This window comes from Erwinia sp. OLFS4, from assembly GCF_002752165.1.
Classification (GTDB): Bacteria; Pseudomonadota; Gammaproteobacteria; order Enterobacterales; family Enterobacteriaceae; genus Izhakiella.
Map to the genome: position 1 here is coordinate 60375 of NZ_MOMB01000047.1, position 15823 is coordinate 76197.

Annotated in this window: 10 protein-coding genes; 4 read left to right on the top strand and 6 right to left on the bottom strand. The window is 54.6% G+C overall.

Going from position 1 to position 15823, the window contains the following annotated elements:
- Positions 1 to 325 precede the first annotated feature (325 nt).
- From mutH to BL249_RS08925, 4 genes are all read left to right on the top strand, one after another.
- Positions 326 to 1009: a DNA mismatch repair endonuclease MutH gene (gene mutH / locus BL249_RS08910; protein WP_168174303.1), complete on the top strand. Its 684-nt coding sequence runs from the start codon at positions 326 to 328 to the stop codon at positions 1007 to 1009.
- A 62-nt stretch (positions 1010 to 1071) separates the two neighbouring features.
- A complete protein-coding gene (locus BL249_RS08915) occupies positions 1072 to 1785 on the top strand; it encodes a TerC family protein (RefSeq protein WP_099707257.1) in 714 nt (237 codons plus the stop codon).
- 123 nt (positions 1786 to 1908) lie between these two features.
- Positions 1909 to 2124: a YgdI/YgdR family lipoprotein gene (locus BL249_RS08920; RefSeq protein ID WP_099707256.1), complete on the top strand. Its 216-nt coding sequence runs from the start codon at positions 1909 to 1911 to the stop codon at positions 2122 to 2124.
- Positions 2125 to 2276: 152 nt separating this feature from the next.
- Entirely contained in the window at positions 2277 to 3317 is a 1041-nt protein-coding gene (locus BL249_RS08925; RefSeq protein WP_099707255.1) for an NADP(H)-dependent aldo-keto reductase, read from the top strand.
- 85 nt (positions 3318 to 3402) lie between these two features.
- On the opposite strand, the gene lplT is transcribed toward BL249_RS08925, so the two are convergent.
- The 6 genes from lplT to BL249_RS08955 all read right to left on the bottom strand — a co-directional run bounded on the left by lplT (position 3403) and on the right by BL249_RS08955 (position 15763).
- The gene (lplT, locus tag BL249_RS08930) at positions 3403 to 4617 is read right to left on the bottom strand and encodes a lysophospholipid transporter LplT (protein WP_099707254.1); all 1215 of its coding nucleotides are present in this window, start codon (positions 4615 to 4617) and stop codon (positions 3403 to 3405) included.
- Complete coding sequence (aas, locus tag BL249_RS08935; protein WP_099707253.1) at positions 4610 to 6769, bottom strand: bifunctional acyl-ACP--phospholipid O-acyltransferase/long-chain-fatty-acid--ACP ligase; 2160 nt, start codon at positions 6767 to 6769, stop codon at positions 4610 to 4612. The genes lplT and aas overlap by 8 nt, the downstream gene beginning before the upstream one ends.
- Positions 6770 to 6837: 68 nt before the next feature.
- Positions 6838 to 8250 (bottom strand): efflux transporter outer membrane subunit, encoded by a 1413-nt coding sequence (locus BL249_RS08940; protein ID WP_099707252.1) that lies wholly within the window; start codon positions 8248 to 8250, stop codon positions 6838 to 6840.
- 12 nt (positions 8251 to 8262) lie between these two features.
- A complete protein-coding gene (locus BL249_RS08945; RefSeq protein ID WP_099707251.1) occupies positions 8263 to 11361 on the bottom strand; it encodes a multidrug efflux RND transporter permease subunit in 3099 nt (1032 codons plus the stop codon).
- Positions 11358 to 14543, bottom strand: coding sequence for an efflux RND transporter permease subunit (locus tag BL249_RS08950; protein WP_099707250.1), 3186 nt, complete (start codon positions 14541 to 14543; stop codon positions 11358 to 11360). The genes BL249_RS08945 and BL249_RS08950 overlap by 4 nt, the downstream gene beginning before the upstream one ends.
- Positions 14540 to 15763, bottom strand: a complete 1224-nt coding sequence (locus tag BL249_RS08955; protein ID WP_099707249.1) for an MdtA/MuxA family multidrug efflux RND transporter periplasmic adaptor subunit — start codon at positions 15761 to 15763, stop codon at positions 14540 to 14542. Before BL249_RS08955 ends, BL249_RS08950 begins: the two co-directional genes overlap by 4 nt.
- Positions 15764 to 15823 lie beyond the last annotated feature (60 nt).

A 15823-nucleotide genomic window follows, 5' to 3' on the forward strand; every position in this document is an offset into this window, starting at 1 on the left:
TTTTTTATCCACAGGTATCCTTAAATAAATCCGAAAATCTGTGGGAATTTCAGTAAAAACAGCCGCCGTCAACCCTGTAAATGGAACCAGTGTTGCGGCTGAATGTGGGTTATCCCGCTTTTCTGTGGATAACCCAGGGTAAGATCCTGTTCATTGTCGGTGACTATCCACAACAACCCGGACATGCTGCGAATATCTGTGGCAGGCAGCAGATAAAAAAGTGCTATTTTTCATGCTATTATTTATTTCTGTTTTTTCACTGGCCTGACGCTAACTGATGACGCGTCAACTGCCTGTTTTTTAACCTGGTCAGAGATCACCGATAATGGCAGACACGCCGCTGTTTCCCCCACCGGAAAATGAGCACCATTTGCTGAGCCGCGCCCGGGCCATCGCCGGTTGCAGCCTGGGAGAACTGGCCGCCCGCGCAGCTATTCCGATACCACGCGATCTGCGCCGGGATAAAGGCTGGGTCGGTACCCTGCTGGAGCGCTGGCTGGGAGCCAGTGCCGGCAGCAAGGCTGAGCGCGATTTTGCCAGCATCGGCGTTGAACTAAAAACCATTCCGGTCGACAGCCAGGGACGTCCTCTGGAAACCACGTTTGTTTGCGTCGCACCGCTTACCGGGAATAGCGGCGTAGTCTGGCAAACCAGTCATGTCCGCCATAAGCTGGCACGGGTATTGTGGATCCCGGTAGAAGGTGAACGCACTATTCCGCTGGCGCAAAGACGGGTCGGCGCCCCGTTACTGTGGAGCCCAAGTCCGCAAGAAGAAGCGTTGTTACAAAGAGACTGGGAAGAACTGATGGACCTGATCGTACTGGGCCAGGTTGAACGGATTAGCGCACGCCATGGCGAAGTTCTGCAACTGCGTCCCAAAGCAGCCAACAGTAAAGTGTTGACCGAAGCCATTGGCGAGCATGGTCAGCCGGTAATGACGCTGCCGCGGGGCTTCTATCTCAAAAAAACCTTCACTGCGCCGCTGCTTGCCCGACATTTTTTCTTGTAAACATCCCCGGCAATGCTGCGTATAATCTTCGTTTAAGTTCTATTTAGGAAAACCTTGCGCACATGTTTGACTGGATTGCAGATCCCAACGCCTGGCTGGCATTAGGCACCCTGACCATTCTTGAGGTTGTTCTCGGCATCGATAATATTATCTTTCTCTCGCTGGTGGTGGCAAAACTGCCAGAAAGACAGCAAAACGGCGCCCGCCGGCTTGGCTTACTGGCCGCGATGCTGATGCGTCTGGCGCTGCTTGCGTCTATCGCCTGGGTGGTTCAGCTCACCAACCCGCTATTTAGCCTGCTGCAACATACGTTTTCTGCCCGCGATCTGATTTTATTATCTGGCGGCCTTTTTCTGTTGTGGAAATCCAGCGCAGAAATTCATGACACTATTGATGGCAGCGGCGAAGAGCAACATAACCGCCATGTGCACTCTTTTACAGGCGCTATCGTACAAATAATGATGCTGGATATTATTTTCAGCCTTGATTCGGTGATCACGGCGGTGGGCTTATCAGATCATCTGATCATCATGATGGCGGCAGTGGTCATTGCGGTATTAATGATGATGTTCGCCGCCCGCACCATTGGTGAATTTGTTAATGCACATCCAACGGTAAAAATGCTGGCGCTGGCTTTTCTTATTCTGGTTGGTTTTACCCTGATTCTTGAAAGTTTTTCAATTCATGTACCGAAAGGCTACATCTATTTTGCCATGTTTTTCTCTATGACGGTTGAAGGGCTTAACCTGTTGCGTAAAAAAAAGAAATCGACATAATAAAGAATGTCAATAGCCGCTCGTGCACTCGTGCTATTTTCAGACTGTTACCATTAATCCACAAAAATGGATCGGAGATACTAGACTAAATTTGATATTGTGTGCCAAACGCGGAGAACAACTATGAAGTGGATCATCACCTGCCTGCTGGCAACCAGTGCGCTATTACTCAGTGCCTGCAGCAGCCATTATGTTATGACAAGCAAAGACGGACAAATGATCATGACCAGGGGTAAACCTGTGATTGATAAAGAAACCGGTCTGATCAGCTACGTTGACGAAAGTGGTCACGAAAAACAAATTAATGGTGATGAAATTTCCTCTATGGTAGAGCGTTAAGCGACGGCACACTCTCCTACCGCGGGTCGGTGATGTCCTGGCCCGCTTATTTCCGTAAATTTCCCCTTTCGCCCGGCGGCTGCCTGAAGCTATAGTCAAAGGCCGGACAGCGTTTGTCCTCATCGTCTGAGAAGAAAAAAAGGAAGCCGGCAATGCAACTTCACCGTATCCCCCACAGCACCCTTGAAATCAGTACGCTGGGGCTGGGCACTATGACGTTTGGTGAGCAAAACAGTGAAGCCGACGCCCATGCACAATTAGATTACGCCGTCGCACGTGGTATCAATCTGATTGACACTGCTGAGATGTATCCGGTACCTCCACGTCCGCAAACCCAGGGGCTGACCGAGCAATATATTGGTAGCTGGCTGAAAAAACGTGGTCATCGTGAAAAACTGATCATCGCCTCAAAAGTGGCCGGCCCGGTACGTGGCAGCGATGCGGCAATCCGGCCGCAACAGGCGCTGGATCGTAAAAACATCCGCGAAGCACTGGATGCCAGCCTCAAACGGCTTAATACCGATTATATCGATCTCTATCAGCTGCACTGGCCGCAGCGTCAGACCAATTTCTTCGGTAAGCTGAATTATCAGTACGCCGACGCGGGCGTCCCGGTTACGCTGCTTGAAAGTCTGGAAGCATTGAATGAGCAGGTGCGCGCCGGAAAAATACGCTACATCGGCGTTTCCAATGAAACGCCCTGGGGAGTAATGCGCTATCTGCAACTGGCGGAAAAACATCAGCTGCCGCGTATTGTGACCATTCAGAACCCCTATAGCCTGCTGAACCGCAGTTTTGAAGTCGGTCTGGCGGAAATCAGTCAGCATGAAGGTGTGGAATTACTGGCTTATTCAAGCCTGGCCTTTGGCGTCCTGAGCGGTAAATACCTTAACGGCGCGCAGCCCGCTAACGCGCGCAACACCCTGTTCACGCGCTTCCAGCGCTACAGCGGCGAGCAGGCAGGACTGGCAACCGCCGAATATGTGGCACTGGCAGAGAAACATCGCCTCGATCCGTCACAGATGGCGCTGGCATTCGTGCGTCAGCAACCGTTCGTCTGCAGTACGCTACTGGGGGCAACCAGTCTGGCGCAGCTGAAAACCAATATCGACAGTCTTGATCTGACGCTTGACCCACCACTGCTGGAACAGCTGGAAGCTATTCATCATCGCTACACCTTCCCCGCGCCCTGACCAGTAAACCTTCGGCTCGCGCCCGGCGGCTCAGGGCGACGTGCCGGAGGTAGTCTGCACGGGTTCTGTTGTCTGAATGTCCCGGTCAGGGATTCGACGGTCTTGCCCGCTGGCGGCGCGGCCATAGCCACAACCCACCCACAGCCAGCGCAAACAGCGCACCAAAGCCAACGCCGGTCACCACCGGCGACGCGCCAAGCCTGATCGCCAGTGAATAAAGCCCCAGCATCAGCAGCATTGCGGTATTTTCACCCAGATTCTGTACTGCTATCGCATTACCTGCCCCGACTTTGGCCTTACCGACCTCCTGCAGCAGCGCATTGAGCGGCACGACAAAAAAACCGCCCAGCATGCCAATAATAACCAGCAGCAGCCAGGCACTGATGGCCTGAGTTTGCAGGGCAAAAACGATCACCGCAACGCCGATCAGTATGCCCGCAGGCATACAACGGGCGACGGTTTTCAGGGTTACCAGCCGCGCCGCCAACCCGGCACCGAGTACAATGCCAATGGCAACCAGAGCGTTAAGCAAGGTTGGCGTTTTATTATCGCTGACGCCCAGCGCCACCGGCACCCAGATAACCAGCAGAAAACGCAGCGTAACACCGGCCCCCCAGAACATACTGGTACCAACCAGTGAAAAACGGGTCTGACCATCCAGCCAGAGCGTCCGGCAGGCGGCAGAAAACTGCGCCGACATTGCCCGGGGCCGCCAGCAAAGAGCCGGACGCGCAGCATGCAGCCGCGGAATCAGGAGATTAGCCAGCACCGCCAGCGCGTAGGCCAGCACGCAAACAGCCAGGGCGCTTAGCAAATTAACATCTGCCAGCAGGCCACCGGCTATCGACCCCGCCAGAATCGCCGCAATGGTGGAAGCTTCCATCACGCCGTTGGCTTTCACCAGCAGTTTGTCCTCTGTCAGTTCGGTAAGAATGCCATATTTAGCCGGTGAATAGGCCGCCGCGCCGACGCCGACCAGACTATACCCCACAAACGGATTAATGCCAAAACAGATCAGCAGCGCTCCGGCCAGTTTTAAGCCGTTTGCCAGCATCATCACCCGACCTTTACTGAAACTATCGGCAATCTGCCCCACAAAAGGGGCCAGCAGAATATAAGTGGCGACGAAAACCATCTGTAAAACAGGCTGACTCCATTGTGGCCAGAACTGCTGTTTTAACAATGCCAGCGTGGCAAACAGCAGGGCATTATCGCCAAATGCCGACAAAAACTGCGCCGTCATCACCGCCAGCATAGGGCGGGAGGTTAACCGCAGATGGTCAGGCGTCTGCTCAGTCATGGCTTTTCTCTGCGGATTCTGCCAGCGCCTTGAGCGCAACAAAATCAGGTTTACCGCTGCCGAGTAACGGCAGCTGTTTCAGATAGCGGATATCACGTGGAACCGCCAGCTCCGGCGCACCGCTCTCTCTGGCTACACGCTGCAACGCTTCGCGTTGCAGGCTGGCATCGGTGGTAAACAACACCAGAGCCTCACCGCGGCTGGCGTCAGGCCTGACGGTTGCCGCATGCTGTTTGTCCGCAGAAGCTTTCAACGCCAGCTGTTCAACCAGCTCCAGTGAAACCATCTCCCCGGCCACTTTAGCGAAGCGTTTCACCCGCTCCTGGATCTGGCAAAAACCCTGGTCATCAAAACGCACGATATCGCCGGTATCATACCAGCCAGCGTCGCGCTGCCCTTCACCGTTGTCCGCTTCCGGCGCTTCCAGCCAGCCCGGACGTTCATAACGCAGGTAACCTTTCATGATATTGGGACCGCGCAGCTGTAATCGTCCGCCTTCGTCAATGCCGGGCACCGCAATCAGACGTGAATCCATCGCCGGTAAAAGGCGTCCGACGGTGCCGTTGCGTGCCGCCATCGGCACATTAATGGCAACCACCGGTGCACATTCCGTCACGCCATAACCTTCCAGTATCCGGATACCAAACTTTTCAAACCAGATATCGCGGGTTGCATCCTGTAATTTCTCCGCCCCGGCGACCACATAACGTAAACGGGCAAAATCATAGGGCTGGGCGAAACGGGCGTAGTGCGCGAGAAACGTTGAGGTGCCAAACAGCACCGTGCAGTTACGGTCATAAACCAGTTCCGGCACAATCCGGTAATGTAGCGGACTGGGGTAAAGAAACGCCTGAGCACCGGTCATCAGCGGGGTGAACAACCCCACCGTCAGGCCAAAGGCGTGAAACAAAGGCAATGCCGACATAAAGCGATCGCGCGGGGTAAAATCAGCAATCGTGCGAATTTGCTCCACGTTAGCCAGCAGGCTTTTATGCGAATGGACCACACCTTTAGGTTTGCCTTCGGAACCGGAAGTAAACAGCACCATAGCGGCATCCTCTGCCTGTTGCGGCAACTGTGCCAGGCGGGGAAACAGCAGCCGGCTTAAAATCCACAGCTTATCACCGGTGGTAACGGTATCGCGTAAGTCTTCCAGATACACCCAGCGCACCTGGTCAGCAGACTGGGGTAAATGCCAGAGATTGCCTTTGTCAAGAAACTGACGGGAGGTAAAGATCACCTGCACCTGAGAGGCGGTCAGTGCTGCGTCCAGCCCGCTGACGCCGGCGCTGTAATTGAGCATTGCCGGAATACGACCACGCATAGTGGCGCCGAGAATAGCCGCTGCAGTCACATTTGCATTGGGTAATAGCAGACCAATATATTCACCCGGCCGGGTATAGCGTTCAAGAATCCGTCCTACTCCAAGGGATTTTTTTAGCAGGCTATGATAACTGTCTGCTTTAAAATTAATGTCTTCCAGGCAGGGTTTAAAACGGCCATAGCGGCAACTGGCGGCAAGAAAGGCTTCAAATATTGTCTGCCGGGGTCGCACCGCCATACGGGCTTCCATCATAATGTGATGCAGATGTTCGCCGGCCAGCCGCCGGCGTTCGCGCGCACGCGGCGCATCCGGCATCGGCACCGAGGTCGGCGGCAACAGCGTCAGGGTAATGGCCGGAAAAAAGCGACGTTTAAAAGTGCCGGACAGCCGGCCAAAATAGGTAAACTCAGCCCCTTCAATGCGCAAAGGTACCACCGTGGCCTGCGATTTCGCCGCAAGGAAACCCGCCCCCTCATAAATTTTCATCAGCGATCCTGTCACCGTTATACGGCCTTCCGGAAAAATCACCACCGGCCGCCCCTCGCCAACCAGGCGAACCAGCTGTTTAATTGACATCGGCCGGGTTGGATCGAGCGGTACAAAATCAATCAGTGGCTTCAGCCAGCGAATAAACCACTTTTCGCTGATACTGGCATAAATAGCGAACACCGGCCTTATCGGTAAAAACAGCGCCAGCAAAATCCCGTCAAGAAAAGAGACATGATTGGGGGTTATCAGCAATCGCTCTCGTTTAAGTACAGAGAGATCGCCGCGTAGCCGGACGCGAAACAAAATCCGCAACAGTACGCGCAGCAGGTTAAAAATCATGCTGTGTCCTTTAGCAAGTCATAAATTGCTACAGGATGCATGCTGGCGCAATGATTGGCAATCTGCGATTACTTTTCTGCGGCTTTTTTCCCTCCCTCTGCCTGCCAGCCGCCACCTAAGGCGGCAATTAACTGCACGCTGGCTACCCAACGGGTACTCTGCAAAGAGAGCAGGCTGCGCTGTTGGGTAAGACGGGTATTTTCCGTTGTGGCAACATCCAGATAATCAATCATCCCGGCGTCATACTGATTGCGCGTCACCCTGGCCGACTCAATGGCACCTTGCGTCGCTGCCTGCTGAGCGGCGATTTCATCATCCAGGGTACGCAGTTCAACCAGATAGTTTTCCACTTCGGTGAAGCCGTTTAGCACCGCCTGGCGGTAACTGGCAACGCTGGCGTCATAAGCAGCACGCGCCTGCTCAACCTTCGCAGAGGTAGCGCCAAAGTCGAGCAGCGTACCGCTGAGCGCCGGTCCCAGCGACCAGACGCGATTAGGCAGCGAGAAAAGATTGTGTAACGCTGAGCTGGAAAACCCCCCGCTGGCACTGAGGGTCAAATCAGGATAGTAGCCGGCAATGGCCACGCCCACGGCCGCATTGGCCGCCGCTACGTTGCGCTCCGCTTCGGCGATATCCGGACGGCGTTGCAATAATTCGCCGGGCAGTAGCGACGGAATGGCCGGCATCTTTGCCGTCAGCGGCGCCGTGGGTAAACTAAAGTCGGTCGGGGCTTTGCCCACCAGCAGGGCAATTGCATGTTCAAGTTGTGCGCGCTGCCAGCGATAATCCAGCATGGTGCTGCGGGCGCTTTGCAGCTGTGTTTGTGCCTGCGCCAGCGTTGCCCGTGACTCACTGCCTACCTGATATTTGTTGGTTATCACCCGTAAATAGCCTTCATAGGCGGCAACGCTCTGCTGATACAGGCTAATTTGCTCGTCCATTAAACGCAGCTGAAAATAGTCCTGCGCCAGTTCTGACTGGGCACTCAGCGTGGTATTTGCCAGTTCAGCGGCGCTGGCTTCAGCACTGGCGCGGTTCTCTTCCAGCGTACGGCGCAGCTTGCCCCATAAATCCACTTCCCAGCTGGCGCTCAGTTGTGCACTGTTGCTATTGCTGATACTGCGCCCCGCCGTGCTGGATGCCGCGCTGCCACTGCGCGTGACGCTGCCGCTTTCACTGATGGACGGCAGTAAATTCGCCCGTGATTGCGCCGCCAGCGCCTGCGCTTCACGGTAACGGGCGGCATATTGCGCGACGTTCTGGTTAGACAACTGAACCTGACGCAACAGCCCGGAGAGAACGGCATCATCATAAACCGCCCACCATTCACCTTTCGCCTGATTGTCCTGCGGCTGTGCCTGGCGCCAGCCTTGTGCCTCTTTATAATGCAGCGGTACCGCCACCGTAGGCCGCTGATAATCCGGCCCCAGGGTGCAGCCAGACAGCACAACAAGACAAGCCAGCAGAGACAACTTTTTCATGAGTAATTTCCATTAATTCGCCGGACGCAGACGTTGCCAGCGGCGGTGTACCGCGTGGCTTAGCTTGTCCAGATAAAGATAAATAACCGGAGTGGTAAACAGCGTGAGTAGCTGGCTGACCGCCAGGCCACCGGCAATGGCAATGCCAAGCGGGCTACGCAAGTCGGCATCACCGCCGCTGCCCAGCGCCAGCGGTAAGGCACCAAAGAACGCCGCCAGCGTGGTCATCATGATTGGGCGGAAACGCATCAGACAGGCCTCCACAATCGCCTGTTCAGCACTCAGCCCGCGCTCTCGTTCGGCCGCCAGCGCAAAATCGATCATCATAATCGCATTCTTTTTCACAATACCAATCAGCAGCAAAATACCGATCAGCGCAATTACCGTCAGCTGAGTATGGGTAAATAACAGTAACAACAGCGCACCAACGCCAGCGGAGGGTAGCGTAGAAAGAATGGTCAACGGATGGATATAACTTTCATACAATATGCCCAGCACGATATAGACCGCCAGCAGCGCGGCAGCAATCAGCCACGGCATAGAAGCGCTCAACTCGCTGAAGGCTTTTGCCGTTCCCTGAAAACCGGCCTGAATATCATCAGGCAAGCCAATTTTTATCATGGCGTCAGCAATCAGCTGCTGTGCCTGCTGCAACGAAACGCCGTCAGCCAGGTTAAACGCCAGCGTGCTGGTCGCCATCTGTCCCTGATGGGCAACAGAAAGCGGTGCGTTTGCTCCGGAGAAAGTGGCAAAGGCACTCAGCGGGATAGCCTTACCCTGGTCGTTGACCACGTACATCTGTTGCAACTTTTGCGGTTCGTCAGTCCAGTCGTCGTTCAGCGCCATCACCACATGGTACTGATTCAGACTGTGATACAGGGTTGCCACCTGGCGCTGAGCAAAAGCATTGTTTAACATAGTGTCGATGGTTTCGACATTGATGCCGAGGCGTAAAGCGCGATCGCGATCAATCGTCACCATCACCTCCTGCCCGCCATTTTGCGCATCAGAGTCAACGCCGTTAAGCTGCGGGATCGCCTCCAGCGCGGCCTTCACCTTTGGAGTCCAGCGGCGCAGCGTATCCAGGTCATCCGCCTGCAGACTGTATTGCCAGGACGCGTTAGCGCTGCGCCCGCCAATATGAATATCCTGCGCCGCCATAACAAATAGCTGCATACCCGGGGTTTTGCTGAACGCCATGGTCAGCCGGTTAGCCACCTGGCTGGCGGTGGCCTTACGCTGGCCAATATCTTTCAGATGAATAAAAAAGTTAGCGCTGTTACGTGAACCAAACATACCGCCACCCATGGAGGCAATCACGCCATCCACCGCCGGGTCCTGTTGCACTTTACTGGCAATCGCCTGTACCTGCGGTTTCATTGCCTGAAAAGAGATATTTTGATCGGCGCGTACCATGCCAATCAGCAGGCCGGTATCCTGATCGGGAAAAAACCCCTTCTGCACAATGCTGAATAAAAACAGGTTTAGCAGCACGGTAAGAAACAGACTGAACAGCGTCAGCCGGCGATGACGCAGTACCCAACGCAACCCACGTTCATAAGCGGCAAGCAGAGCGGCAAGACTTTTTTCTATCCACAGCCATAGCGGGTGGGGCCGGCGGCTGACCTGGCTCTTTTTACGCAGCAAACGCGCGCACAGCATTGGCGTCAGACTCAGTGAAATCACCATTGATATCGCCAGTGACAGCGACAGCGTCACGGCAAATTCGCGAAACAGGCGACCAACAATACTGCCCATCAGCAAAATAGGAATAAAGACCGCCACCAGCGATAACGTCATGGACAACACGGTAAAACTGACTTCCCGGGCGCCTTTTAGCGCCGCCCTGACCGGGCTTAATCCACTTTCAATATGACGGGTGATGTTTTCTAACACCACGATGGCATCATCCACCACAAACCCAGTGGAAATAATCAACGCCATTAACGAAAGGTTATCCAGGCTGTAGCCCAGCAGATACATCAGTGCGCAGGTGCCAATCAGGGAGACCGGCAGCACCAGTGCCGGAATAATCATCGCCTGCAGGTTACGTAAAAAAACAAACACCACGGCAATCACCAGCAGCACGGCGATCAGCAGCGTTTCCTCCGTATCATACAGCGAAGCGCGAATCGACGGCGAACGGTCAACAACCAGCTGCAGGGCCACATCAGAAGGCAGTGACTTTTGTAACTCCGGCAGCCGCGCCTTGATGGCATCGATGGTTGCCAGCATATTGGCCCCTGCCTGACGGGTTACCCCAATCATCACCGCCGGCACCCCGTTGTAGTAACCGACATTATATTTATCTTCAACGGCGTCATACACTGTCGCCACGTCGCGTAAGCGAATCGCTTTACCTTGCTGATAGCGGATGATCAGGCCGGCATATTGCGCCGCTTTATCCAACTGGCTATTCGCATCCACCAGCCAGGACATGCTGCTGCCGTTAAGGACTCCCTTTGGCAGGTTAGTGGTACTGTTAGCCACCGTCTTGCGTACGCTATCCAGCGAAATACCATAATGGGTCAGCTGCTGCGGTTTAAGATCAATACGCACTGCCGGCAGCGCGCTACCCAGTAGTAAAACCTCCCCTACCCCCTGTACCTGGGCAATACTCTGGTCAATTTTACTGTCGGCCAGGTCGTACAGTTCCCCGCTGCTGCGGTTTTTAGAGGTCAATGCCAGCAGCAGAATTGGCGCTTCTGAAGGGTTCGCTTTGCGGTAGGTTGGCAAAGAAGCCATGCTGTCTGGCAGCAGACTGCGCGCGGCGTTAATCGCCGCCTGCACGTCCCGCGCAGCGCCGTTAATATCGCGGTCAAGGTCAAACTGTAAAATCACGCTGGTTGACCCCTGCGAACTGCTGGAGGTCATCTCACTGACGCCGGCAATTTGCCCCAGCGCACGTTCCAGCGGGGTAGCAACCGTCGCCGCCATGGTTTCCGGACTGGCCCCGGCCAGTTTGGCACTGACAATGATGGTCGGAAAATCAACCTGTGGTAACGGAGCCACCGGCAACAAACGGTACCCTAGCGCCCCAAGCAACAGTATCGCCAGGGTAAGTAACAGCGTTGCTACCGGACGGAAAACAAACAGCCTGACGATATTCATTCAGACTCCGCCGCACGCTGCTGACGCTGACGCAACCAGCGCTTAGCGCGTTGTGCTATGCGATCAAACATCAGATAAATCACCGGGGTGGAAAACAACGTCAACAGCTGACTGAAGATTAAACCACCAACAATCACCAGACCAAGAGGCTGGCGCAGTTCAGCACCGGAACCCTGTGCCAGCATCAGCGGTAACGCCCCCAGTAAGGCAGCCATGGTGGTCATTAAAATCGGACGGAAACGCAGCAGACAGGCCTGATGAATAGCTTCCCGCGCTGATAAGTGCTGATGATGCTGCGCTTCCAGCGCAAAGTCGATCATCATAATGGCGTTCTTTTTCACAATACCTATCAGCAAAATAACGCCGATAAGCGCAATCAGGCTGAATTCACTGCCGGCCAGTAACAGGGCAAGCAAGGCACCGATTGCCGCCGGCGGCAAGGTTGACAGGATAGTCAACGGATGAATAAAGCTTTCATAAAGGACGCCCAGAACCACATACATGGTTAACAACGCCGCCACAATCAACCACAGGGTGTTGCTGGTGGACTGCTGAAATGCCGCGGTTTCCCCCTGATAACGCAACGTGATACTGCCAGGCAGTTTCAGTTGCCGGGTTACCCGATCAATCGTTTGCTGCGCATCTTCCAGCGCATAACCATTGTTGAGGTTAAAGGAGATCATCACCGCCGGGAACTGGTTCAGACGCATATGCATCAGTGAACCGGTTCGCTGGTGAACGCTGGCTATCGATGTCAGTCGGACTAAACCGCTACTGCTCTGACTGGTAGTACTACCGGTCGAGCTGCTGGTTGAGGTTGTGCTGCTCGTGGTGGAACTGCTACTGGTTGAACTGCCAGCCGGTGCCAGCCAGACATCATCGAGTGAAGCCGGTGATTGCTGATATTGTGGGGCAACTTCCAGCACGACACGGTACTGATTGGCCTGGGTAAAAATAGTCGATACCAGCCGCTGACCGAAAGCGTTGTAGAGCGCGGTGTCAACGTCCGAGGCGGTTATGCCATAACGTGCCGCTTTATCCCGGTCGAGTTCAACCCAGGCCACCTGTCCTTGATCCTGCAGATTACTGACAACCTGATTAAATTCCGGCTGACGGGAAAGCGCGGCAACCAGTTTTGGTGTCCAGGTAACCAGATTGGCGCTATCGGCATCATCCAGCGTCAGCTGATACTGACTGGGGGTGACCTGATCGTTGACCGTTAAGTCCTGTGACGATTGCAGATAAAGCTGAATCCCGCTTACTTTCTGCGCGGCCTGCTGAAGCTGTGCAATAATGGTTGAGGCCGCATCACGCTCGCCAAAGGGCTTAAGGTTAATCTGTAAGCGACCGCTGTTCAGACTGGTATTATTGCCGTCAATACCGACGGTTGACGTTACGCTTTCAACCGCCGGATTGCGCATGATTATTGCGCTCAGCGCCTGCTGCCGCCGCGACATTTCAGCAAAAGAAACGTTCTGCGATGCCAGGGTAACGCCCTGAATCAGTCCGGTATCCTGGGTTGGGAAAAAACCTTTGGGAATCGCAAAATAGAGCAATGCGGTAAAGATAAAGGTGGCCAGGGCCACCAGCAGCATCAGACGCTGATGATTCAGCACCCGGGTCAGCAACCGATCATAACCACGCACCAGCCCATCAAAAATCGCCCCGCCTTTACGGGCAAAGCGGCTCTGCTTTTCCTCGGGAATATGACGCAGCAAATAGGCACACAGCATCGGCGTCAGAGTCAGTGATACCACCATTGACACCAGGATCGATACTGCCAGAGTAATTGCAAACTCGCGGAATAATCGCCCGACCACATCCCCCATAAACAGCAGCGGGATCAGAACCGCAATCAGCGAAAAAGTTAACGAAATGACGGTAAAACCAATCTGCTGAGACCCCTTGAGCGCCGCCTGCATCGGGGTTTCGCCATTTTCCAGCCGGCGCGCAATATTTTCCACAACGACGATAGCATCATCAATCACAAATCCGGTGGCAATGGTAAGCGCCATCAGCGACAGATTATTCAGGCTGAAACCGGCCAGATACATCACGCCAAAAGTGCCTACCAGCGACAGCGGAACCGCAACCCCTGGGATCAGGGTGGTCACGATATTACGCAGGAATAAAAACGTCACCATCACCACCAGCGCCAGTGATAACATCAGTTCAAACTGCACATCGCTGATGGAAGCACGGATGGTCTGGGTACGATCGGATAACACCTGCATTTTAACCCCATCGGGCAATGCTGCCTGCAGCGTGGGTAGCTGTGCTTTAATGGCATCCACTACCGCGATAACGTTCGCCCCCGGCTGGCGCTGAACGCTTATCACAATGGCTGGCTGACCATTGGCCCAGGCAGACTGCTGGGTGTTTTCTGCCGCCTCTTCAATACTGGCGATGTCTTTTAACCGCAGCGCCGCACCGTTCTGATAGGTGATAATCAGATTGCCGTACTGTTTGGCATCCCGTAACTGATCGTTAGCATCGATGGTGACCGAATGATACTGGCCATCAAATCCCCCTTTCGAACCATTGACGTTATTGTTGCTAATCAGGGTATTCACATCTTCCAGCGTCAGCCCGTGCGCCGCCAGCGCCCCCGGATTAAGCCGCACCCGGATGGCAGGCTGATGGCCGCCCGCCAGCGTCACCATGCCGACCCCGGATATTTGTGACAATTTCAAGGCAATACGGGTATTCACCAGATCCTGCACCCGCGTCAGGGGCAAGGTTGTTGAGCTGGCAGCCAGCGTAATCACCGCGCTGTCTGCCGGATTGACCTTTTTGTAGGTGGGTGGATTAGGCAGATCATCCGGCAACAGGTTATTGGCAGTATTAATCGCCGCCTGCACTTCCTGCTCGGCAACGTCCAGCGACAGGTCAAGAGAAAATTTCAGCGTAATAATCGAGGTGCCACCGGCACTGCTCGACGTCATCTGACTGAGGCCAGCCATCTGCCCCAGCTGACGTTCCAGCGGCGACGTCACCGAGGATGCCATCACATCCGGACTGGCCCCTGGATAAAGGGTGGTCACCTGAATGGTAGGATAATCCACCTGTGGCAACGCGGAAGTAGCCAGAAAACGGTAGGCAAATAAACCTGATACCAGTACCGCCGCCATCAACAAAATGGTTGCCACCGGGCGGGAAATAAAGAGCTTTGAAGGATTCATCGGGTCGCCGTGTTAGCTGCGCTGTTCTGGCTGTTGTCGGCGTTGACAACCTGTACTTTGCTGCCATCAGTCAGCCGATCAATTCCCTGAATAACCACCTGCTCACCGGCTTTAACGCCGCTGAGCACCGCCTGCTGGCTTTCTCCCCAGGCCGGGCCGCTCTGAACCTGACGACGGGAAACCCTGTTATCTTTGTTCACCACGAATACAAAGCTGCCTTCGCTGCTGAGCTGAAGGGCGCGCGCAGGAATCACCGCCACCTGGTTTAGCGTTGAGGTTTGAACCCGTACATTAACAAACTGGTTGGGATACAGCGTTTCCGCTGGATTATCAAACAGCGCCTTTAATTCAACCGTGCCGGTAGCGGTATCGATCTGGTTGCTGAGCCAGGCCACGCTGCCTTGCTCCAGTGCTACTTTCCCATCTTCATCAAATGCCGTTACCGGCAAACGCTGATCGTGATGCAAGGTCTTCACCAGCTGAGGCAGGTTACTCTGCGGCACGCTAAACGTCACCGCCGCTGGCTGCGTTTGTGTAATGGTGACTATTCCGGTGGTGTCACTGCTGTGCACCATATTACCGGGATCAACCAGTCGCAATCCGACGCGGCCGTCAATAGGTGAGGTGATGCGGGCATATTCAATATTGAGCCGCGCCGCCGCAATCTGTGCGTCATCAGCTTTCACCGCGCCATCATACTGTGCGGTAGTAGCAATTTGTGCATCCAGATCCTGACGTGACAAGGAATCCATAGCAAAAAGTTTGCGGTAACGCGCTAAGGTCAGTGCCGCACTTTTTAACTGCGCCTCATTCTGCGCTTTTGCCGCCTGATACTGCGCCAGGGTCGCCTGATAACTACGGGCATCAATTTGCGCCAGCAGCTGACCAGCCTTCACTTTCTGCCCTTCGGTGAAGTACACCTTCATCAGCTGACCGTCTACCCGGCTGGTGACAGTCACCGTTGCGTTTGGGATAACCGTACCCAGCGCACTGAGATATACCGGCACGTCAGCCTGAGTCACCGTAGCCACCTGGACAGGAGTAGTGGCACCCGCTGCGCCGCCAGGATGAGGCATGCCTCCCGGCCCCGCTGATTGCCCGGTTTCACCGCCCCCCCGGAAGCCGAAGTGCCAGACCATGATCAAAATAATAACCAGCAGCAATAACAACAGTCCCCGCTGCCACAAACGGCTACGTGGGAATAAACCGGATTTTCTCATGCCATTTTTTCACATCAGTTTAAGGATTAACTACATTAGCGACATTAACGTTCGCTGAAA